General features: G+C 53.0%; 17 protein-coding genes. 3 read left to right on the top strand and 14 right to left on the bottom strand.

Translation table 11 applies throughout. From position 1 onward, the window contains the following. Nucleotides 1-112 precede the first annotated feature (112 nt). The 7 genes from atpA to LX66_RS08095 form a co-directional block, all read right to left on the bottom strand. Nucleotides 113-1690, bottom strand: coding sequence for a F0F1 ATP synthase subunit alpha (atpA, locus tag LX66_RS08125; RefSeq protein ID WP_145711620.1), 1578 nt, complete (start codon nucleotides 1688-1690; stop codon nucleotides 113-115). 28 nt (nucleotides 1691-1718) lie between these two features. After that, entirely contained in the window at nucleotides 1719-2279 is a 561-nt protein-coding gene (gene atpH / locus LX66_RS08120) for an ATP synthase F1 subunit delta (RefSeq protein WP_145711618.1), read from the bottom strand. Nucleotides 2280-2359: 80 nt separating this feature from the next. Next, nucleotides 2360-2854 (bottom strand): F0F1 ATP synthase subunit B, encoded by a 495-nt coding sequence (atpF, locus tag LX66_RS08115; RefSeq protein ID WP_145711616.1) that lies wholly within the window; start codon nucleotides 2852-2854, stop codon nucleotides 2360-2362. 87 nt (nucleotides 2855-2941) lie between these two features. After that, nucleotides 2942-3199: an ATP synthase F0 subunit C gene (atpE, locus tag LX66_RS08110; protein ID WP_145711615.1), complete on the bottom strand. Its 258-nt coding sequence runs from the start codon at nucleotides 3197-3199 to the stop codon at nucleotides 2942-2944. A gap of 52 nt (nucleotides 3200-3251) precedes the next feature. Continuing rightward, a complete protein-coding gene (gene atpB / locus LX66_RS08105; protein WP_244620330.1) occupies nucleotides 3252-4445 on the bottom strand; it encodes a F0F1 ATP synthase subunit A in 1194 nt (397 codons plus the stop codon). Between the two features lie 81 nt (nucleotides 4446-4526). Further along, entirely contained in the window at nucleotides 4527-6275 is a 1749-nt protein-coding gene (locus tag LX66_RS08100; protein WP_145711613.1) for an ABC transporter ATP-binding protein, read from the bottom strand. A 155-nt stretch (nucleotides 6276-6430) separates the two neighbouring features. Then, nucleotides 6431-8629: a hypothetical protein gene (locus LX66_RS08095; protein WP_145711611.1), complete on the bottom strand. Its 2199-nt coding sequence runs from the start codon at nucleotides 8627-8629 to the stop codon at nucleotides 6431-6433. A 167-nt stretch (nucleotides 8630-8796) separates the two neighbouring features. Here LX66_RS08095 and LX66_RS08090 point away from each other — a divergent pair, with 167 nt between their 5' ends. The 3 genes from LX66_RS08090 (at nucleotide 8797) to LX66_RS08080 (ending at nucleotide 11638) form a co-directional block, all read left to right on the top strand. After that, the gene (locus LX66_RS08090; protein WP_145711609.1) at nucleotides 8797-9546 is read left to right on the top strand and encodes a DUF1003 domain-containing protein; all 750 of its coding nucleotides are present in this window, start codon (nucleotides 8797-8799) and stop codon (nucleotides 9544-9546) included. Nucleotides 9547-9699: 153 nt separating this feature from the next. Beyond that, on the top strand, nucleotides 9700-10383 hold the full coding sequence (locus tag LX66_RS08085; protein WP_145711607.1) for a response regulator transcription factor: 684 nt from the start codon (nucleotides 9700-9702) through the stop codon (nucleotides 10381-10383). A 205-nt stretch (nucleotides 10384-10588) separates the two neighbouring features. Further along, nucleotides 10589-11638, top strand: a complete 1050-nt coding sequence (locus LX66_RS08080; RefSeq protein WP_170232350.1) for a sensor histidine kinase — start codon at nucleotides 10589-10591, stop codon at nucleotides 11636-11638. Between the two features lie 8 nt (nucleotides 11639-11646). On the opposite strand, the gene LX66_RS08075 is transcribed toward LX66_RS08080, so the two are convergent. The 7 genes from LX66_RS08075 to LX66_RS08045 form a co-directional block, all read right to left on the bottom strand. Beyond that, on the bottom strand, nucleotides 11647-12966 hold the full coding sequence (locus LX66_RS08075) for a porin (RefSeq protein WP_211366065.1): 1320 nt from the start codon (nucleotides 12964-12966) through the stop codon (nucleotides 11647-11649). Nucleotides 12967-13053: 87 nt separating this feature from the next. Next, complete coding sequence (locus tag LX66_RS08070; RefSeq protein WP_145711603.1) at nucleotides 13054-14556, bottom strand: MBOAT family O-acyltransferase; 1503 nt, start codon at nucleotides 14554-14556, stop codon at nucleotides 13054-13056. Continuing rightward, nucleotides 14540-15748, bottom strand: a complete 1209-nt coding sequence (locus LX66_RS08065; protein ID WP_158642572.1) for a GDSL-type esterase/lipase family protein — start codon at nucleotides 15746-15748, stop codon at nucleotides 14540-14542. Before LX66_RS08065 ends, LX66_RS08070 begins: the two co-directional genes overlap by 17 nt. A 37-nt stretch (nucleotides 15749-15785) precedes the next feature. After that, complete coding sequence (locus tag LX66_RS08060; protein WP_145711600.1) at nucleotides 15786-17198, bottom strand: GDSL-type esterase/lipase family protein; 1413 nt, start codon at nucleotides 17196-17198, stop codon at nucleotides 15786-15788. A gap of 38 nt (nucleotides 17199-17236) precedes the next feature. Next, the gene (locus tag LX66_RS08055) at nucleotides 17237-17767 is read right to left on the bottom strand and encodes a glucosaminidase domain-containing protein (RefSeq protein WP_145711598.1); all 531 of its coding nucleotides are present in this window, start codon (nucleotides 17765-17767) and stop codon (nucleotides 17237-17239) included. Between the two features lie 174 nt (nucleotides 17768-17941). Continuing rightward, on the bottom strand, nucleotides 17942-19690 hold the full coding sequence (gene aspS / locus LX66_RS08050) for an aspartate--tRNA ligase (RefSeq protein ID WP_145711596.1): 1749 nt from the start codon (nucleotides 19688-19690) through the stop codon (nucleotides 17942-17944). A gap of 70 nt (nucleotides 19691-19760) precedes the next feature. Beyond that, complete coding sequence (locus tag LX66_RS08045) at nucleotides 19761-20810, bottom strand: NAD(P)/FAD-dependent oxidoreductase (protein WP_145711594.1); 1050 nt, start codon at nucleotides 20808-20810, stop codon at nucleotides 19761-19763. Between the last annotated feature and the right edge of the window lie 109 nt (nucleotides 20811-20919).

Below are 20919 nucleotides of genomic sequence, written 5' to 3'. Positions count from 1 at the left end.
ACCTGTCAAGTGGGGGGAAAGTTCCGGTAAAAGCGGGGAAAAGCGCGGTGGAATAAAGAAGGTCCCGGTCAATGACCGGGACCCTGCTATACTCATTAATCACATGCTATACTTATGCAAACCTCGGCTTCAGTTCATTAGCCAGCGTCACCATTTTCCTGATGCCTTCTTCAGGCAGGGCGCCTTTCTTGAAATCGGCCAACACTTCGGGCAGGCGCACTTCCATTTCATGCAGGAAGGCTTCTTCAAATGCTTTCACATTCTTTACCGGCACTTCGCGCAGCAGGCCCTGGGTACCCAGGTAGATGATCGCTACCTGTTTTTCCACCGCATAGGGGCTGAACTGGGCCTGTTTCAGGATCTCCACGTTGCGCGCACCTTTGTCCAGTACGGCCTTGGTGGCAGCATCCAGGTCGCCGCCGAATTTGGAGAAGGCCTCCATTTCGCGGTACTGGGCCTGGTCCAGCTTCAGGGTACCGGCCACTTTCTTCATGGATTTGATCTGCGCATTACCACCTACGCGGCTTACGGAGATACCCACGTTAATAGCAGGACGGATACCGGCGTTGAACAGGTTGGACTCCAGGAATATCTGTCCGTCGGTGATGGAGATCACGTTCGTGGGGATATAAGCGGACACGTCGCCGGCCTGGGTCTCGATAATGGGCAGGGCCGTCAGGGAGCCGCCGCCTTTTACCAGGTGTTTGATGGATTCCGGCAGGTCGTTCATCTGCTGGGCAATTTCGTCTTTGGCAATGATCTTGGCGGCACGTTCCAGCAGGCGGCTGTGCAGGTAGAACACGTCACCCGGGTAAGCCTCACGGCCGGGAGGACGGCGCAGCAGCAGGGACACCTCGCGGTAGGCTACGGCCTGTTTGGATAGGTCATCGTAGATGATCAGTGCGGGACGGCCGGTGTCGCGGAAGAATTCACCGATGGCGGCGCCGGCAAACGGTGCGTAGAACTGCAGGGGAGCCGGTTCGGAAGCAGAGGCGGCCACGATGGTGGTATACGCCATAGCGCCGTTGTCCTGCAGGGTTTTCATCACACCTGCAATGGTGGAGGCTTTCTGCCCGATGGCTACGTATATGCAGTACACAGGCTTGCCTGCGTCATAAAATTCTTTCTGATTGATGATGGTATCTATACAGATAGCGGTCTTACCGGTCTGGCGGTCGCCGATCACCAACTCACGCTGTCCGCGGCCTACGGGGATCATGGCGTCAATAGCCTTGATACCGGTTTGCAGCGGCTCCTTTACCGGCTCGCGGTAAATAACGCCGGGGGCTTTACGCTCCAGCGGCATTTCGTATAATTCACCGCTGATAGGGCCTTTACCGTCAATCGGTTCGCCCAGGGTATTCACTACACGGCCTACCAGCCCCTCGCCCACGTTAATGGAAGCGATACGGCCGGTACGGCGTACTTTATTTCCCTCTTTTATTTCGGAGTATTCGCCCATCAGCACCACGCCCACGTTATCTTCCTCCAGGTTCAGGGCGATGGCCTTTACGCCATTCTCAAACTCCACCAGCTCACCGTAACGCACATTGTTCAATCCATATATACGGGCAATACCGTCGCCCACCTGCAACACCGTACCCACCTCTTCCAGGTCGGCAGCAGCATTGAAGTTGCTTAATTGCTGGCGCAATATCGCCGAAATTTCATCAGGTTTTATCTCAACCATAATTATGCTTTTTTAAAAGGGTAATTGCTTATTTGATATTAGGTGTGTAAATGTTTTGTGTGAACTGCTTCTTGATGTCTTTCAGGTCACGCAGCACAGAAGCGTCGTACAGCCGGTCTTCTGTTTCCAGCACAAAACCACCTATCAGGTCCGGCTCCACTACCGTCTCCATCTCTATGGTCTTATCAGTACCTGCTTCCACCTTCTGTTTGATAGCGCCCAGGATGGCGTTGTCCAGCGGAATAGCAGTGGTGATCTTCACCTTGCTGATATTTTTCAACTGGTTGTACTGCCGGGCAAATTCGGTTGTGATCTCTGCCAGGCTGCTCTCGCGGTTCTTGGCTACCAGCAGGCGGATAAAGGCGCTGGTAAGGTCGCTTACCTTGCCTTCAAGGATGGCGGAGAGTATTTTTTGTTTTTTATCCGGTTTAATAATGGGGCTCTTCAGCAAATTCGCCACATCGCGGCTGCCTCGAATGATCTGCTGCAGCACCAGCATATCTGCGCGCACCGCTTCCAGTTGGCCTTTTTCGGAGGCCAGATCCACTAAAGATTTTGCATACCGGGATGCGAGACGGGGATTTTGCATGTTCTAATAATGTGCGAATGTGCAGATATGCAAATGTGCAGATGATCCGGCATTTGCACATTTGCACATCCGCATATTAATTAATTTAATTTAATGCTTTCTGCCTGTTGTTTAATGTACTGTTCCTGCGCGGCTTTGTCGGACAGTTCCTTGCGCAGCACTTTCTCCGCAACTTCTATCACCAGGCTGCCTACCTGGTTCTTCACGTCGGTAAGAGCCGCCATTTTCTGGTTCTCAATAGCCGTGTAGGCTTCGTTGATGATCTTTTTGGCCTCTGCCTGCGCCTGCGTTTTGGCTTCGCTGATGATCTGGTCCTTGGCTTCTTTCGCTTCCTTCAGGATCTTGCTTCTCTCGGCCTTGGCTTCTGCCAGCACATGCTCATGCTCTGCCTTCATCTGCGCCATTTCTTCCTTCACCCTTTCCGCTGCAGCAATGGAGTCTGCAATGGAGGTTTCCCTTTCCTTCAGGGTGGAAAGAATGGGTTTCCAGGCAAATTTCTTCAGGATGAGGAAAACAATAATGAAAATTAAAAACGAAATGGTAAACAAGCCTAAAGCGGGCTGTAACAGGTCCATGTTTCAGAATTTATATTGGTTCGCATTGATTTAATAGCATTACTGCATCCTTTGCCCTGTGCGCCGGATGCAGTAATAAGTTTTGTCTTACAGCACTACTGCCAACAGACCCGCGATAACGCCGAACAGGGCCACACCCTCTACCAGCGCCGCAGCCAGGATCATGTTTGCACGGATGTCGTTAGCAGCTTCCGGCTGGCGGGCGATGGATTCCAGCGCGCTCTTACCGATGTTACCTACACCAATACCAGCAGCAATAGCAGCGATACCGGCACCGATAGCACCACCGGCCTGGGCCAGACCAGAGCTGGCAGCAGCCTGCAATAAAATTGTTAAAAGAGCCATAGTTTAAATATATATGTGTTTAAGTAATAAATGTCTGTCGTAATAATAGTGCTTAGTGGTGCTCGTCATGCCCGCCTTCCATGGCCTGCCCGATAAATACGGCGGTAAGATTGGCAAAGATAAACGCCTGGATAAAGGCCACCAGCAGCTCCAGCAACATCATCACGATGTTGAAGGCAATGGTAATGGGCAGGAATCCGTAACCGGCCACTTTATTCAGGGAACCAAATATAAACACCAGCGAAATAATACTCAATATAATAATGTGCCCTGCCAGGATGTTGGCAAACAACCTGATCATCAGGGAAATAGGCTTGGTAAACACACCTATCAGCTCTACCGGCGCCAGGATGAACTTTACGCCCAGTGGCACGGGGGGGTTAAAGATATGTCCCCAGAAGTGCTTGTTGGAGCTGAACAGGATGGCTATAAAGCTGATGATGGCCAGCGCTGCGGTAACGGCCAGGTTGCCGGTTACGTTGGCAGAGCCGGGCAGCAGCCCCAGCAGGTTGTTGATCAGGATAAAGAAAAATATGGTCAGTATAAAAGGCACATACCTTTCATAATGCTTGCCGGGGATATTGGGTTTCACCACTTCGTCGCGCATAAAGATGATCACCGGCTCTATCAGGCTCTGGAAGCCTTTGGGCGCCTGCTTGGAACCGCGCGTTTTGTAGGCTTTGGCTACATTCAGCATCAGCACTATCAGCAGGATGGCGGCCACTATCATGGAAGTGATGTTCTTGGTAATGGAAAAGTCGTAGATCTCTTCGCCGGTGGGCATGTCGTTGGCGTCTACCGCTATGATCTTACCTTCCTGGTATACTTTAGGGTCCAGGCCTTTCTCATGCAGGTAGTGGGCATCCACCAGGCGGTAGCCATCATAGGAGGCATGGCCGTGGTGGAACCGGGAAGAGGAGAATGCAGACAGGCCGCGCTCCGGGTTGTAAATGATCACGGGCAACGGCAGGGTAACGGCCGTTTCTCCGATATCCATCAGGTGCCAGTCATGGGCGTCCTTTACGTGGCCCAGGATCACTTCTTTGGCGTCGAAACCTTTCTTTTCTTCCTGCGCTTCATGGCCAGCAGCGGCATGTTCATGCTGTGCACCGGCATGCGCTGCTTCTTCATGGGTTTGTGCATGGGCAAATGAACTAACTCCAAATGTGCTAAGGGCCACTAACAGCGCTATCAGACTATGTTTGAACAGATTGCAGGAAATCACCGTTTCTGAAATTTTGCGCAAAGATAACCGATTTTATCTCAAAAAGAGAATGGTTTGCAAAAAAACGGGTACAGGCCCGGCAATGGCTTAATGGACAAGGATTTAAGGGGTATTTACCGCTTTCTTGAACTGCATGCTGTGCAGCTTGTAATAGAAGCCGCCCAGCTTCAGCAGCTCTTCATGGGTGCCCATTTCGCGTATTTCGCCTTTGTCCAGCACAATGATCTTGCTGGCTTTGCTGATGGTGCTGAGGCGGTGGGCGATCACAATGGCGGTACGGCCGGCAATGAGCTTGTCAATGGCCTGCTGTATCAGCATTTCAGACTCCGTATCCACGGAAGAGGTGGCTTCGTCCAGTATCAGGATGGAGGGATCGTACAACAGCGCGCGCACAAAGGAGATCAATTGCCGCTGGCCCAGGGACAGGGTGCTGCCTCTTTCCATTACCTGGTAGTCGTACCCTCCCGGCAGTTGCATAATGAATTCATGCATGCCGATGAGGCGGGCGGCCTGCTCTACCCGCTCCCGGCTGATGGCCGGATTGCGCAGGGTGATATTTTCGTAAATAGAGCCGGAAAACAGGAATACATCCTGCAGCACCACGCCTATTTTGCTGCGCAGCCCTGCCAGGGTATAGTCATTGATGTCTATGCCGTCTATTTTTATGTGGCCTTGCTGTATTTCGTACAGGCGGTTGAGGATGCTGATGATGGTGGTTTTGCCGGAGCCGGTGTGGCCTACAATGGCAATGGTCTCACCGGGGTTGGCATGGAAGGAAATATCCTTCAGCACATAGCGGTCCTCCGTATAGGCAAAGTATACATGATCAAAGGTGATCTCGCCCCGCACGGCAATGGCTGGCTGCTGCCCGCTATCCGCGATGTGATCCCCGCTGTCCAGTATGCGGAATACCCGCTCGCCTGCCACCAGGCCCATTTGCAGGGTATTGAACTTATCGGCCAGGATGCGTAGGGGGCGGAATAACAGGTTCAGGTACATGATGAAGGCGATCATCACGCCCTGCGTTACTTCATAGCTCAGCACCTTATTGGCGCCCCACCATACCATAAGGCCCAGGGAAATAGCCAGGATAATTTCCACTACCGGGTAAAACACGGAGTAGGCGAAAATGGCGTCTATGTTGGCCTGGCGGTGGTCCTTGTTGATCTGCCGGAAGCGGGCGTACTCCCTTTTTTCCGCGGAAAAAGCCTGCACCACCACCATACCGGTGATGTGCTCCTGCACAAAGGCGTTCAGCGCCGCTACGGCATTTCTCACGCGGTGGAAGGATTTGTTCACGCTTTCCTTGAACATCCAGGTGGCGATGATCAGCACCGGGAAGGGCGACAGGCTGATCAGCGTAAGCCGCCAATCTTCCACGAACATCACTACCAGTATGGCCACAATCATCAGCAGGTCTGCCACAATGGAAATAATGCCTTCGGAAAAAACATCATTGATGGCTTCAATATCGTTGATGGTACGGGTGGTAAGCGTACCAATGGGAGTCCTGTCAAAAAAGGAAAGGTTCAGCTTCACAATTTTCCTGTATACGGCCACCCGCAGGTCTTTTATCACGGACTGTCCCAGCCAGTTGGTAAGGTAGGAGAAGGTAAAGCGCACCACGGATTCCAGCAGCAGCACGCCTATCTGCACCAGCGTGATGGTGACCAGCATACGCATCCACTGGCTGGAAATGTATTTATCCACGGTAACCTGTATCAGGTAGGGGCGCAAAGGGGATAATACGGCCAGCACAATGGTAAGCACCATAGATATGTAAAGGGAGCCTTTATAAGGAGTGGCAAAGGAGAAGAGGCGCCGCAACAAGCTGAAGTCAAAAATCCGCATATACCCTAAAGGTAAATTCCAAAAAGGGAAAATTCCAAATCCCAAATTCCAAATTCCAGATGGGGACGGTGTTACACCTGAAGCAAGTTGTCTTGATACGAAGCGAATGACCTATTCCCTGTTTGGGATTTGGAATTTGGGATTTGGAATTTTATTTATTTATCATCTTTCATGATCTGCTTGTACGCCTTGATGAAAATGGCGCCCAGGTTTTTGTGAGGCGGCACATAGTCGCTGAACAGTTCCCTGTTGCGGGCATCGCCGGAAAACCTTTTACCCAGGCTAGCCCACATATCCACCCAGTCTACATTCTTGCCGCTGCGGATCACGTCTTCCAGGGTGCGAATGATCGGCTCGTTCACAAAGCGGGTGCCTACCTGCTTGGAGGAAATGATGTGCGCGTCCGGCGATTTTTCCAGCACCTTGGCCAGGTTGTGATAGCCGCCGCAGGAGCCCAGCACCACTATCTTGGCGGAGCTCTGCAGGTTGTCCATGGTGGTGGTCACATGGTAGCTGTGCCCGCGGTGTATGAACACGGTAGGATGTATGTCCCTCTCATCCAGGTACTCGCCCAGCTTTTGAATGGCCGTTTTATCTTCCGGCTCGTCCAGTGGCAGATTGGCAAAAATGGTGATGGGCTGGCCCTTCAGGGACGTAATGGTGGTCCAGTAGCGTCCCTTGCTCACCCGCCAGTCGCCGCCGCCAAAGCTGCTCATAAAGCTGGCATAAGATTCCTGCCCGTCCTTGTCGCCATAAAAGAACACCTGCTGGTAAATGCGGCCGCTGTCGCTCAGCAGCCCGCTGAAGTCCACGTAATTAATAGGTGGCAGCTTCAGTTTGGCGGCCATATCGGAGGCTTTGGAGGAGTCGTTGCCATGGCCGGACTCTGTGTCAAACAGGCTGGACAGCAGCTCGTATATCACCATGCCGCGCTTGTCGTGCTTGCGGGATACGAATGCAAAGTTCTTCCGTACCTCTTCCCGCAGGAATTCCAGCAGCTTGGGATCACGTATGCTGCCAAAGGAATTGGCCACATCCACCGCATCTTCCAGGTCCTCCGTTTTTTCCAGGCTGCTCACATATTTCTTCATGAGGTAATTGGCATTTTCCGGCGCCATGGACCGCAGGAAGTGGTCCAGGGTATTAAAGCCGGCTGCCATGGCAATGAATTTCTTAAAACGGTCGAAGTGCACCAGCAGCAGCAGGCTGTCGCCTTTGGGCGGCTTCATGCGCGCCATCATCTGGTCGTACAGGCCGTCGTTGCCGTGGTTGGTATAGCTGGAAGTATACAGCTCCTCCTGCCCGTTCACGATCAGGTAGTACAGCTCTTCCGGCGTAAAGTCCTTTACTACGCGGAAACGCACTTTATTGGGCTCCTCGTGCAGGTCGTTCACTTCGCGGATATAGCGCAGGGAGCGGGCCTTCATGTTTTCCATCATGGCCTTCAGCCCCAGGGGCTGCTCGCCGTTGCTTTTTTTCCGCTGCAGCACAACGGAGGTCTTTACCATTTGCTTAAAGTAAGGGTAATCGCTGCTCACCACCCGCTCCAGGGAGTCGATGGTCACGGTGCCGTCTATCAGCTCATCGATAAAGGGCAGTATGCGGGTGGACTGTCCGGAGCTGCCGATCCTCACGATCAGTTGCACTACGGGATCAGGGTTCCGCTTGATCACGCCCGCCACGGGGGTATAGGAGGTGGCGTAGGTGAGCACCTGGTTGGGATACTTGCGCGCCACGGCGGCAATGATGGAGTCCGTTTCCGGGTAATCCAGGTAACCGTCTATTTTCGTCATCACGGTTTCCAGGTTGTTGAAGGCATATTTGGCAAACAGCACGCCCCTGGCCTCTTTGTAGCCGGGGTTGTTCATAAACACTTCTATCAGCCTTTCGCCGGCCTCGAAAGAAAGTGTTCTGGCCACCGGCAGTATGCTTTCTCCTTTTATATCGGCCTTCATCATATCGCGGTAAGCCGCTATCAGCGCCGGCGCCTCTGCGGGATCTATCTTGCGGTAGGCGCGTTTGCCGTTGTAATCATGCAGGATGGAATACAGGCCGGACAGGTATTTCACCTTCAGGCGGTGGTCCAGCAGCGTGTCCCGTTCTATATCCAGTTGTATATCGTCCACCTGGTTCACAATAGCGTTGGTCACCTGCAGGTTAATGGTCTGGTCATCGCCTACTTTTACCATATTATCGGCCTTGCCGTCAAATTTCACGGCAGCCGCCTGCTCCTTGTCGATATTCTCGTGAAAACCCAGTCGCCCGATAGGGATATCAACCTGCTGTGCGCTTTGTGCATATACCCAGCCACCTTGAGAAGCCGCCAGGAATAAGAGTATTAAAAATTTTCTCATCTAATAATTGTACTTTTCGCTTTCCCTTACAGCAAATTTACGACCAAAATCATAAATGCCCGATCTGACAAGCCATTTGCTGCTTTCCGGATAGGCTTTGTTTGATAAATTGCAGCGTTGCCGGCAGGCAACTCAACTTTAACACCAGACCACTCATAAGTGTTTATATGCAAACCTTTATCAGCGATATTTCAGGGCGCCATTTTCCCACAACGGAAAGGGTGACCGGGCACGCCATCCGGCAGGAGCTGCTGGAACTGATCAAAAAAGAGCATCCGCATTTCAATAACAAATGCAGCCTGTCCATTTCAGAGCTGAACCGGTTCCGGCAGCAGTATTTCGAGACGCTCTTCTCCCGGGAGATCAGTGAGCTGACCGCCATGGAAAAAACCGTGCTGGAAAAAATGCGCGACCACGAAACCCTGACGGACAAGCTGGAGGAAGATGCGGCCAGGGCCCCTTTAAGCCCGGGACAGCGGCTGGCGGATAAAATAGCTGATTTTGGCGGCAGTTGGACCTTCATCCTCCTGTTCCTGGCGTTTATACTCCTGTGGATGGGCGTCAACCTGTACTGGCTGGCCAACAAAGGTTTTGACCCCTACCCCTTCATACTGCTAAACCTCATCCTGAGCTGCCTGGCCGCCCTGCAGGCGCCGGTGATCATGATGAGCCAGAACCGCCAGGAGGAAAAGGATCGTCAAAGGGCAAAAAACGATTATATGATCAACCTGAAATCCGAACTGGAAGTACGCATCCTGCACGAGAAAATAGACCACCTGATCATCCGGCAGCAGCAGGACGTGCTGGAGCTGCAGCAAACCCAGATAGAAATGCTGAACGAGATCACCCATGCCCTGAAGCGCCTGCACCCGAAGAATAATGATAAAAATCATAAGGATACAAATGATATAAAGTAACCATGTTACCATAGGCCGCGCCCGGTTATCTCGCCAATAAACCGTATCTTTGTACTGTTGGAAAGCCCCGGTGGCAGTGAATTAACAATTAGATAATGTTAACTTAACCTGACGGCTGTTTAATTTTGTGCCATCGTTAACAAAAGCACATTTATGATAGACCAAGCGGTAGTAGGAAAAATATTGGTGGTGGATGACGAGATGGATATCCTGGAGATTATCAGCTACAACCTCAAATCAGCAGGTTATGATACGGTGACCGCCAAAGACGGAAGCGAGGCTATTCAGAAAGCAAAGATCTTCCGGCCCGATCTTATTATGCTGGATATTATGATGCCCAATAAGAACGGGATCGATACCTGCCGGGAAATCCGGAAAATACCCGAGTTCAAAGATACCATGGTGCTGTTCCTCACAGCCCTTAACGATGAAAAGTCCGAAATTGACGGCCTTAACATGGGGGCCGACGATTATATCGCCAAGCCCATTAAACCCAAGCTGCTGGTAAGCCGTATCAACGCGCTGTTCCGCCGCCTGCACAAGCCGGAGGAAATGCAGATGCAACTGGGCGACCTCATTATCGACCGGGAAAAATTCACCGTCACCTACAAAGGACAGGAGATCATACTGGCCAAAAAGGAATTTGAGCTGCTGCAGCTCCTGGCCTCCAAACCCGGGCGGGTATTTCTCCGCAACGAGATCCTGAACCAGGTATGGGGCACGGAAGTGATCGTAGGCGACCGTACCATTGACGTGCACATCCGCAAAATACGCCAGAAAATAGGTATAGACCTGGTAACCACCGTAAAAGGCGTGGGGTACAAGTTTGAAATGTAAGCTGCATAGCAGAAAGCCGAAAGCTCAAAACAGAAAGCTGATGGCCGTTTGTTGATCTGCATTTTCCCCGCCTGTTTATTTTTCACTTTATTTGTAGCGCAACATTACTTTGCGAATAGCTTCGTTGCTTTCTGCTTTACGTTTTATGCTATTAAAAAAATTTACCTTAATTTCCCGGTATTACAATAATTACTCACTCTGGAGTATGTTCAAAGCAAAGAATCTTTCCCCTCAAAAACTGGCGGGGTTCACAGCACTTATACTGTCTGCGGTCATTGCGCTTGGCAGCCTCATAGCGGATGGCAGTTGGAAAATAACGCTCACCGCTTTTGTGCTGACCTTCCTGGTATCTTACTACCTGTACCTCTACACTTTGCAGAACTTCATTTACCGGAAAATAAAGCTGATATACAAGTTCATTTACCAGACCAAAGCCTCCAAACGGGAGGAATTCTTTAACAAGAACATCCTGCCGCTGAAAACCATTGACGAGGTAAGCGAGGACGTGGAAAAGTGGGCCATCCAGAAAAAGGAGGAGCTGGACGTGCTGCGCCGCAACGAGGAGTTCCGCAAGGAATTCCTGCTGAACCTGAGCCACGAGCTGAAAACGCCCATCTTTGCCGTGCAGGGCTACATACATACCCTGCTGGACGGCGCCATCGAGGACCCGAATGTGAACAAGGTATTCCTGAAGAACGCTACCAAGAACATAGACCGCCTCTGCCACCTGATAGACGACCTGGACGAGATATCCAAGCTGGAAAGCGGGGAAATGACCATCAACAAAGAGACCTTTGTGATACAGGACCTGGTGAAAGACGTATTTGACACCCTTTCCCTGAAGGCCAATACCAAAGGCATCAAATTCCAGATCAAAAAAGGCTGTGAAGCACCGGTGGCCGTGCAGGCGGACAAGGAAAAAATACGGCAGGTGCTGATGAACCTGGTGGATAACTCCATCAAATACGGCAAACCGGACGGGCATACGGTGGCCAGCGTATATACCATGGACGATCAGCAGGTGCTGGTAGAAATATCCGACGATGGCATCGGCATGTCCGAAGCGCATTTACCCCGCGTATTCGAGCGCTTTTACCGCACCGACCGCGCCCGCAGCCGCGATATAGGCGGCACCGGCCTGGGGCTGGCCATTGTAAAGCATATCATAGAAGCGCACAACCAGACCATTAACGTGCGCAGTAAACCCGAGGTAGGCTCCACCTTCGGGTTTACGCTGGAAACAGGAAAGGATTAATGCGACCGTCAAAACCGGTACTGCAGCCGGCAGGTAAACACATTGTCCTTAATATCTGACGTATATCCTTCCAGGTCAGTCGTTTCATTCCGCACCAGGTCATACCAAAACACCACTTTCAGGTGGGGATTAAAGTAGTAGAGATAACCGCCGCCAAAAGTATCAAAACGTACATCTGCCACCGTGGTATTGCTGCCGGGCTGGCCTATCTGCCCGCCGTCCAGTTCCCGGTTGGGATCATACCAGTCATATTTCAGCGCTACCTGGTGCTTTTCACTGCCCAGGTGCTGCAGGAAGTAGAAATAAGCGCCGTCAAACTCCCGGATGTACAGGGGCAGGCGGGAGCCGTCGTCCGCCACGGGTATCTCGCCCGGCGTTTCGCTGCCCAGGGCGGTGGAGGTTTGGGTGCCGCGTATATACTCTGCCCGGAACTCCGTGTGCCCCTTCCTGTTGGGTATCCGCAACTGTGCATCGGCCCCGTAGTAGTGCCGGGGCGCAATCCTGCCTTCGTTGCCGGCAGCAGAATCCAGCCGGAAGCCGGTATGGCCGTTTCCGGCGGTACCGGACCGGTAGATGTAGCGGGTAAACTGCTGCATGCCGCCATACAGGCAGGAAACGCTGGCCGACAGGCGCCAGCCCTGCGCATTCAGCGGCACCGGTTTCAGGGAAATGCGGGCTATCAGGTCCTTGTGGCTGTCAAAATCCGAAGGACCGGCCAGGCCCTGGCCGTTGAACAGGCCGGCCTGTATACGCAGGTTGCGCAAGGGATGATCCTTGCGCATCGGCTCAAAGGAGAGCATGGCGCCCAGGTCGCGCTCCGTTTTCATTAATATCTGGGACATACGCCCGCGCTCCGGGCTTTCCCGGTCCGATGAAGACCTGTTTACCTCATAACCGAAAGGCCGGGCAAACATACCGGTGGTTAAGGAAAGCACATTCCATTTATTCTCGAAAAAACGCCCGTAAAAATCCCGTATGAACACGCCCCGTTCCGTACCGTCAAACTGGAAAGCAAACTGCACTACCGGCATGCCCTCTTCATTGTAGCGCTCGTAATCCACGCGCAGGCGGCCGCGGCGCAGCATAAAACGATTATCTACCGCCTCCGGGAAGTCGCCGCCGGCGTAGCTTTCCGCTCCCTTGCTGCCAATCCACTGGAACTGCGGCTGTATATAGCCGCTAAAACGCAATGCATCGTACTTCTTGTACATGGAGAACATTCCTCTTCCCAAAGAAGTAGTAGTATCTATCATGTCTGTGAGGAACTGGGCCCTTGTAACCACTGAAAACAGCAATAGCAGGCACAACACCAGGAGGTGCTTTGTCATTCGCATATCGGTAAATAATTTGAGGACGAATGTAAAATCTAAAATGTGAAATGTGAAATAGAAATTACAGTCCTGTCCTGCAACCTGCTAAAACTGGAAGTAGATGGGGATCATGGGTTGTGTGGTCTTTACCTGAATCAGCAGCCAGATGAAGATCACCAGGATGGCTACACTGCCCCATACCGGCACACGGGCCAAAGCCTTTTCCATAACGTGCTGCCCGCCGGATGCAGAAAGGAAATGCAGGCCAAAGCCCAGCAGCATCAGTGCAAACACGGTACGGTAGCCCAGGTACAGCTCTTTCCATATTTCCGGCTGAAAGTCATACGCCACCTGGTGTATCAGCGCCCATGCATCATGGAAAGTGGCGGCCTTAAAGAATATCCAGCAAAAACATACGAAATGGAAAGTAAGCAGTATGCCCAGTCCTTTTAGCAGTATGGCGCCCCAGCCGCTGAACACCATGCCGGACCGTTTCAGCCAGGTAAGCCGCACCTTGTCCAGCGCCAGGGCCGTGCCATGCAGGCCGCCCCAGAAAATGAAGTTCCAACTGGCGCCGTGCCAGAAGCCGCCTATCAGCATGGTCAGCGCCAGGTTGATATACTGCCGCACCTTGCCCTTGCGGTTGCCGCCCAGCGGTATGTACAGGTAATCGCGCAGCCAGGAGGAAAGGGAAATATGCCAGCGGCGCCAGAATTCCGTGATGCTGGCGCTCCGGTAAGGCGTTTCAAAATTGGGCGGTATCCTGAAACCGGTCCAGCGGGCAATACCGATGGCCATGTCCGAATAGCCGGAAAAATCGCAGTAAATGACCAGCGCATAGCCATATACGCCCAGCAGGCATTCCAGCCCGGTATGCTTCGAGGGATCGTCAAAAATATATTGTACAAAGTTGAGGTAAATGAAATCCGAGATCACCATTTTCTTAAACAGCCCGCTGATGATCAGGTACATACCGGTGCCGATATCTTCCGCGGTAAGGTAATAGCGCTGCGATATCTGCGGGATAAAATCCGCAGCCCTTACAATAGGGCCCATCATCAGCTTGGGGAAGAAGGACAGGAAGAACAGGTAATCCATGAAATCGTCTACCGGCGGTATCTCGCGCCGGTACACATCTATCGTGTAGCTCAGGTTCTCGAAGGTGTAGAATGAAATACCAATGGGGAGCAGCAGGTGTAAAGGGCGTATATGCCCGGCCGTTACTTCATTGATAATGCCGATAAAGAAATCCGTGTACTTGAAATAGAACAGCAGCCCTATGTTCACAACTATGCTGAACACCAGCAGGAACACCCGCAGGGACCTGCGCTGCGCCTGGTGTAGCCACCGCGCCAGGTTAAAGTCCACGATGGCGGACAGTATGACCAACCCTACATAGTAGCCGCAGGCCTTATAAAAGAAGTATAAGGAAAAAAGCGTGAACACCCACACCCGGCCTTTTTTACTGCCGGAGAACAGGAGGTAGCACAGCAGGAACAAAGCGAAGAAATAAAAGAAGAACGCACTGTTGAACAATACCGGGTCTTCCGGGTTGTACAGCAGTGTTGACAACAGTTTCTGAACGTCGATATCAATTATCTTTTCCATGCTTTTGTTCCAGGTATTGCTGATATGCTTCGTGTAATGCTTCGTATAATAATTTGCCCTGCAACTGGTATCCCCTGGCGTTAAAGTGGATATGATCCGGCGCCCAGCCACTTCTGAAACTATCTGCCCGGGCCTTGTTCAGCGCGTTAAAGTTCCAGCAGGCCAGGCCCTTGCGCCTGCAATAGCTCACCATTTCGCGGGTCACCATGGCAATGGCCGGGTTGGTATAGTGGCGTGTGCGGTAGTAGGTGCGGTAGCGGCCATTCACTTTTTTACGGTAAGGCCTGCGCACCGTGCGCATGCACTCCGGCGGTGTTGTAAGCAGGATGGCTGCTTCCGGCCGCTGCGCCTGTATCATGCTCACCACGCTGTCCATCTGTGCCGTAAATGCGGCGGCGCTTAAACCCGCGTAGGCCTCATTGGTGCCCAGCGAGATGATGATCAACTGCGGCTGCAGCACCTCTAGCTGCGCAGCCAGGGTATTGGCGCTCTCCATATAATGCTGGTACTGCGCGCCATTAATGCCAATGGCATGGTACAGTATGCCGCTCTGACCGTTCCGCAGGATGGCCCCGTAAAACCGGAATGGATCGCTGCTCCTGTCGTCCCACCTGGCCTGGAAAGACTGCACGGTGCCCGGGAATTCCAGCGTGGCCCTGCCCAGCGTAGCAGAGCCCCCGAAGGGGCCAGGTGTAACCATTACCTGCGCGCCCGGCACTACTACGCTGCAATCGGCATTGCCCGCATCATAGAACAACTGCGCCGTATGCACCTCGTCCCCCGGGCCCTTTGTTTGCCGCACACTAAAAGACACGGCCGGCGATGCGCTGGTAGTGGTGATCACAATAGCGCCCGGCCCCAACTCGGCCTCCTTATGCCGGTCTATGACGCGGCTGGCCTTCCATCTTACCGTACTATGCCAGCGGTAGTCATCCGGACCATTGGTGCCGGCCAGGTTATAGGGGAATACCCAGCCACGGCCGGCATTACCAAATTCCTTTTGCAGGGCCTCGCCGGTGGCCACCGGCAGAAAGCCCGCCTGTATATGGGAATCGCCCAGGTGCAATACATTCACTACCGTGCTGTCTGCCTGCTCCAGTTGCGCAAAGAAGCCGTACAGCGCCGTGTCCTGTTGTATAGCGTTGGGCACGGCAGGCTGGGGCCCCTGTGCGGCCGCCTTTGTGGCAAACAAAAGTCCTATGTAAACCAAATATTTCCTGCTCAGCCGGTCAATAACTCCCTGAATATGGGTGTACCTCCTGCTTAAATTCATCCATTATCGCTTTATACAGCAGCGCGCCCACCCTGGCCGCTCCATGCCTGTTAAAATGAGTGTAATCCTTATTGGCTAATATGGTATCTCCTTCCACCCAATGGGTCATGGAGCCTTCACCGCCCATGGCGGCATACAGGTTCCAGTAGGCCGTGCCATGCTCCTGCGCCAGCGCATGCTGCACTTTCAGCAGCGCGGGCACACCGGGCGCCGTTACATAATGGTCCGCTTTCTTATAGGCCTTGTCTGCCGTACCTACGATCAGGAAGGAAGTACGCGGCCAGTTACTGCGCAGGGAGGCCAGCACCCGCTGCATAAGCTGCTGGTACCAGGAATAATCCGTGGCTTCCGGCCGGAACAGCACATTGGCGCCGTAGTGCAGCACCACCAGGTCATAGGGATGACTGCGCTGCATCTGCTGCAACATACGGCTGCGCAGCTTGCCCAGCTCCACCCCGCTGATGCCCCGGAAAGAGAAATTATCTACATAAATACCGGTGTCGCTTTCAAAGCTAAGACCGTAGAACGGCAGGGGCTCGCCGCCGGCGTATTGCAGCAGCACGGACCTTTGCAGGGTGTCCTGCCGGAGGGACAGCTCGTTGAGCGGAGCAGTACCGGTAAGCGTGTATACTTTATTGTTAATGGCCACGTTACAGTTGCCGGCTACGGGACCGTAGAAAACAGACACCCTTTTAAACCGGTCCAGCCGGCGCTTTTGCACGGGGCTATATTTTGCCCAGCTTTCTGCTTCCGGGAAGAAAGCGTGGCCGGAAAGGCCCAGCAGCACATCTTCCGGGGGATTATTCTTAAAGTGGTAGTCTGTCCAGTTATCAGAGAAGGTATGCCGGATGGTGCCCCTGAAAGCGGCCACGATGGAAGTAACCGGCACAAAACCCACGCCAGCGCCGCCAAAAATGGCCTGCAGGCTGTCGCGCAGGTCGCTGGTGATCAGGTCTCCCTCTATCATGGAATCGCCGAAATAGGCGATGCGCACTTTTCTCCGCTTTCCTTCCTTCAGCTCCTGCAACGCCTGCAGGAAATGCTGCATGCCGGCGCTGGCCGTGTCAAAGTTTTCCTGTATACCGGTATAGGTCATGAAATCGTAGGAAGGGCGGGTATGGGCCGGCATTTGCGCTGCCTGCAGCGAGTCCGTGGCATGCAAGGTATCAGGGGCCGGCTTTTGCGCCAATGGGCGCTGCTTACTGATGCGGGCGGGTATCTCTTTTTTAATATCTGCCAGCAGGTCTACTTTGCGAAAACGGTAGCCCTGCAGGGAGAAGCTGTTATTGACGGACGACAAAGCCAGCAGGCATACCATTGTGCCGGCAATGATATAAAAAGGATGTGCAGACCTATTGTTGGCAGGCATGTTTGTTCTTTCACTTATTGGTGTTACACTCCCAGTAATTAAGAATTTTTCACAAATCCCATTTGGGCGTCCAATTTATATAATTTATATCTTTTAATCAGGCTGGTAACCCTTTTTATCCACTCCTGGCCGGCGGTGCTATAGCCGCTGTGGTTCATATGCTGCAGCCAGACAGCGTATTCCGGTTTGCCCTGCAATTGCGCATACCATTTTTTCCTGGAAAGGATCTTTACGAAGTGATGAAAGGAAGCGGAATCCGAAGGATATTCCTTGTACCTGGAACGATAGGTAGGGTGCCGCTTGGCCAGCGTATTGCGTCCTACTATGCCAAAATGGTTATGCAGCAGCCGGGCGTTCCTGCTGGTGCCCATACCGGATTCCAGCATGCTCACGCCCAGTATTACGCTGGCGGGTATGCCGGTTTCGTTCATAAGCCGTATAGAAAGCGCCTGGAACTTGTCCAGGTAACGCTTCTTGTACTGCTGGGCATGCGCGGTATGCCCCATCAGCAGGTAAAATATCACTGCACAAAACCATACCACACGGCTGCGTAGTTGTTTGCCTCCCATAGCAGTATAATTTTTTGTAGTTGTATTCAATTTACAAATTTATATAATATAAATCAGAATTCCATATGCTTTCCTGTTGTGACAATCCCCTTTGACACCCTGTATGTTTCACTAGGCATCAAAGGGGATCGTTTATCAAAAAAGCACGTGCCTGCTGCGAAAGCTGTGCCAATTTTATTTTACCAGGGCAATTTTCAGTTCATCCAGTTGCGCCTGATCAATTCCGCTGGGGGCATCCAGCATCACATCCCGCCCGGAATTGTTCTTGGGGAAGGCAATGAAATCACGGATGCTTTCGCTGCCTCCCAATAAAGCGCAAAGGCGGTCAAAACCAAAGGCAATACCACCATGCGGGGGCGCGCCATATTCAAATGCGCCCAGCAGGAAACCGAATTTATGCGCCGCTTCTTCGGGGCTCATGCCCAGGGCGGCAAACATTTTTTCCTGCAGGTCGCGCTGGAAGATACGGATAGATCCGCCGCCTACTTCCGTTCCGTTCAGCACAATGTCATAGGCATTGGCCTTTATCTGCCCGTACCTGGAGGGATCATCCATCAGCCCAAGCTGGTCCGGCTTGGGGGAGGTGAACGGGTGATGGCGGGCTACCCAGCGCTGCTCCTCCTCCGCGTATTCAAACAGCGGAAAATCTATTACCCATAACGGTTTAAACTCGTTTTTGTTGCGAAGTCCCAGGCGCTCGCCCATCTCCAGGCGCAGCTCACTCATGGCCTTTCGGGTGCGCTCTTCACGGCCGGCCAGCACCAGCAGCAGGTCGCCGGGCTGGGCCTGGCACTGCGCGGCCCATGCTTTAAGCTGCTCCTCGTCGAAGAACTTGTCCACGGAGCTTTTCAGCGTGCCGTCCGTATTATATTTTACATAAATAAGCCCGTTCATGCCTATCTGGGGACGCTTTACCCACTCCGTCAGCTCGTCTAACTGCTTGCGGGTATATTCGCTGCAGCCTTTGGCTGCTATGGCCACTACCAGCTCCGCTTCGTCAAACACTTTAAAGCCCCTGCCTTTTACGGTGCCGGTCAGGTTCACCAGCTTCATGTCAAAGCGGATATCCGGTTTATCATTCCCGTAAAATTCCATGGCTTCGTCCCAGGTCATGCGGGGGAAAGGCTCGTTGAAGGTGATGCCCCTGATCTCCCGGAACACATGCTTCATCATATCCTCAAAAGTGTTCAGGATATCTTCCTGCTCCACAAAGCTCATTTCGCAATCAATCTGGGTAAATTCAGGCTGGCGGTCGGCCCGCAGGTCCTCGTCCCGGAAGCATTTCACGATCTGGTAATACCGGTCATAGCCGCTCACCATCAGCAGTTGCTTGAAGGTTTGCGGGGACTGGGGCAGCGCATAGAACTCGTTGGGGTTCATACGGCTGGGCACCACGAAGTCCCGGGCGCCTTCCGGGGTGGACTTAATAAGGAAGGGGGTTTCAATATCCATAAAGCCCCGGCTGTCCAGGAAATTGCGTACCGACCTGTTTACCCGGTAGCGCAGCTCCAGGTGCTGCTTTACCGCGTTGCGGCGCAGGTCCAGGTAGCGGTATTTCATGCGCAGCTCATCGCCGCCGTCCGTATCATCCTGTATGGTAAAGGGAGGCGTTTTGGCGGCATTCAGTACTTTAAAATCGCTCACGGTGATCTCGATATCACCGGTAGGGATATTCTTATTCTTGTTGGAACGCTCTGTTACGGTGCCGGTCACCTGCAGCACAAATTCGCGGCCCAGGGGCGCCTGGTCCAGCCTCGGATTCAGGGTTTCACCAAACAGCAACTGCGTAATGCCATAGCGGTCGCGCAGGTCCACAAAGGTGATGCTGCCAAATTTTCTAACGGTCTGTACCCAGCCGGCCAGGGTGACCTGCCGGCCTGTATGCTCTATATTAAGTTCACCACAGGTATGCGTTCTGTACATATCGGTCTGTTAAGTTTGTCTGTTTACTAGGGGGGCAAAGATACAGCATAGCGCCTGCATTTGTAGGCCCTCACCCATTAAAATATCGTTTAATATCCGTTTCCGGCAACAGGGGTTTCCCATGCAGCAGGTGTTGCGTAAGCGCATGGGCCATATAGGGCGCCAGGGAGCAACCCTTGGTGCCCAGCCCGTTGAACACGCCCAGCGCCGGGTACTGGGGATGCAGGCCCATCATGGGGCGGCGGTCCTTGCCGGAGGGGCGTATACCGGCCAGTTGATCCAGCACCGTATAGGGCACTTTTAGCAATTGCTGCAGCCCTTCCTCCAGGAAAGCCCTTTTCCCGGCCGTGGGCAGCTCGTCCGGGTAGTCCCATACAAAGGTGGAGCCCACCCAGTACACTTCCTTTTCCTGCGGCACCAGGGTAATGCTTCTTTTGATGATATTTTCCGAATCGAAGCCGGGGATATGCACTTTCAGCACCTCGCCCTTGTTGAGCAGGAAAGGCAGGTGGGGGCCAAACCAGGGATTCCCGGTAACCTGCGCGCCTTCGCAAAAAATAAGCGCCCGGGCCTTCGCACCCTTGTAGGCCACCCCGCTATCGCTCACCTGCAGCAGGGAAGGCGCCAGCCGTTCCGGCCACAGGCACCGCCGGCTTTCCAGGTATGCCCGCCAGGCCGGCAGCAGGTGCTGCAGCAGCACGGTAGCTCCTTTTACCAGCGCCGCCCCGTAAGGCTGGTGCAGCCAGGCCTCCCACAGTGCAGCATTGGCCGGCTGCGTGTATTGCCGCGCCGCGCCCTGCGATGTTTTAGCCTGGAAAGCGGCCCGCATCTGTTCAGAGGGCAGCACCATCCAGATATCCCTTTCCCTGAAAACCGGCACGCCCAGCAATTGTTCCAACTGCCGGTACGTGTGTACGGCAAAGGGGTATAACTGGTCGTACATCCAGGCCATTTCAAAGCGCCGGCCGGATACCGGGTTGATCACGCCGGCCGCTACGCGGGAGGCGCTGTTGGGTTTATGCTCATCTATCACCAGCACCCGCTGCCCGGCCTGCAGCAGGCTGTAGCTGAGCAGCGTGCCGGCAATGCCCTGCCCGGCAATGAGGTAGTCAAATTCCATGAGAAAATGTAAAATATTAAATGTAAAATTTCAAATGTAAAAGTTGGAGGATATGCATTACGTAACATCTCTGTTGTACTTATTATACTCCGCTGCCAACTTTTACATT

Source organism: Chitinophaga japonensis, assembly GCF_007830125.1.
Lineage (GTDB): Bacteria > Bacteroidota > Bacteroidia > Chitinophagales > Chitinophagaceae > Chitinophaga > Chitinophaga japonensis.
This window is presented reverse-complemented; position numbering and strand designations above follow the sequence as displayed.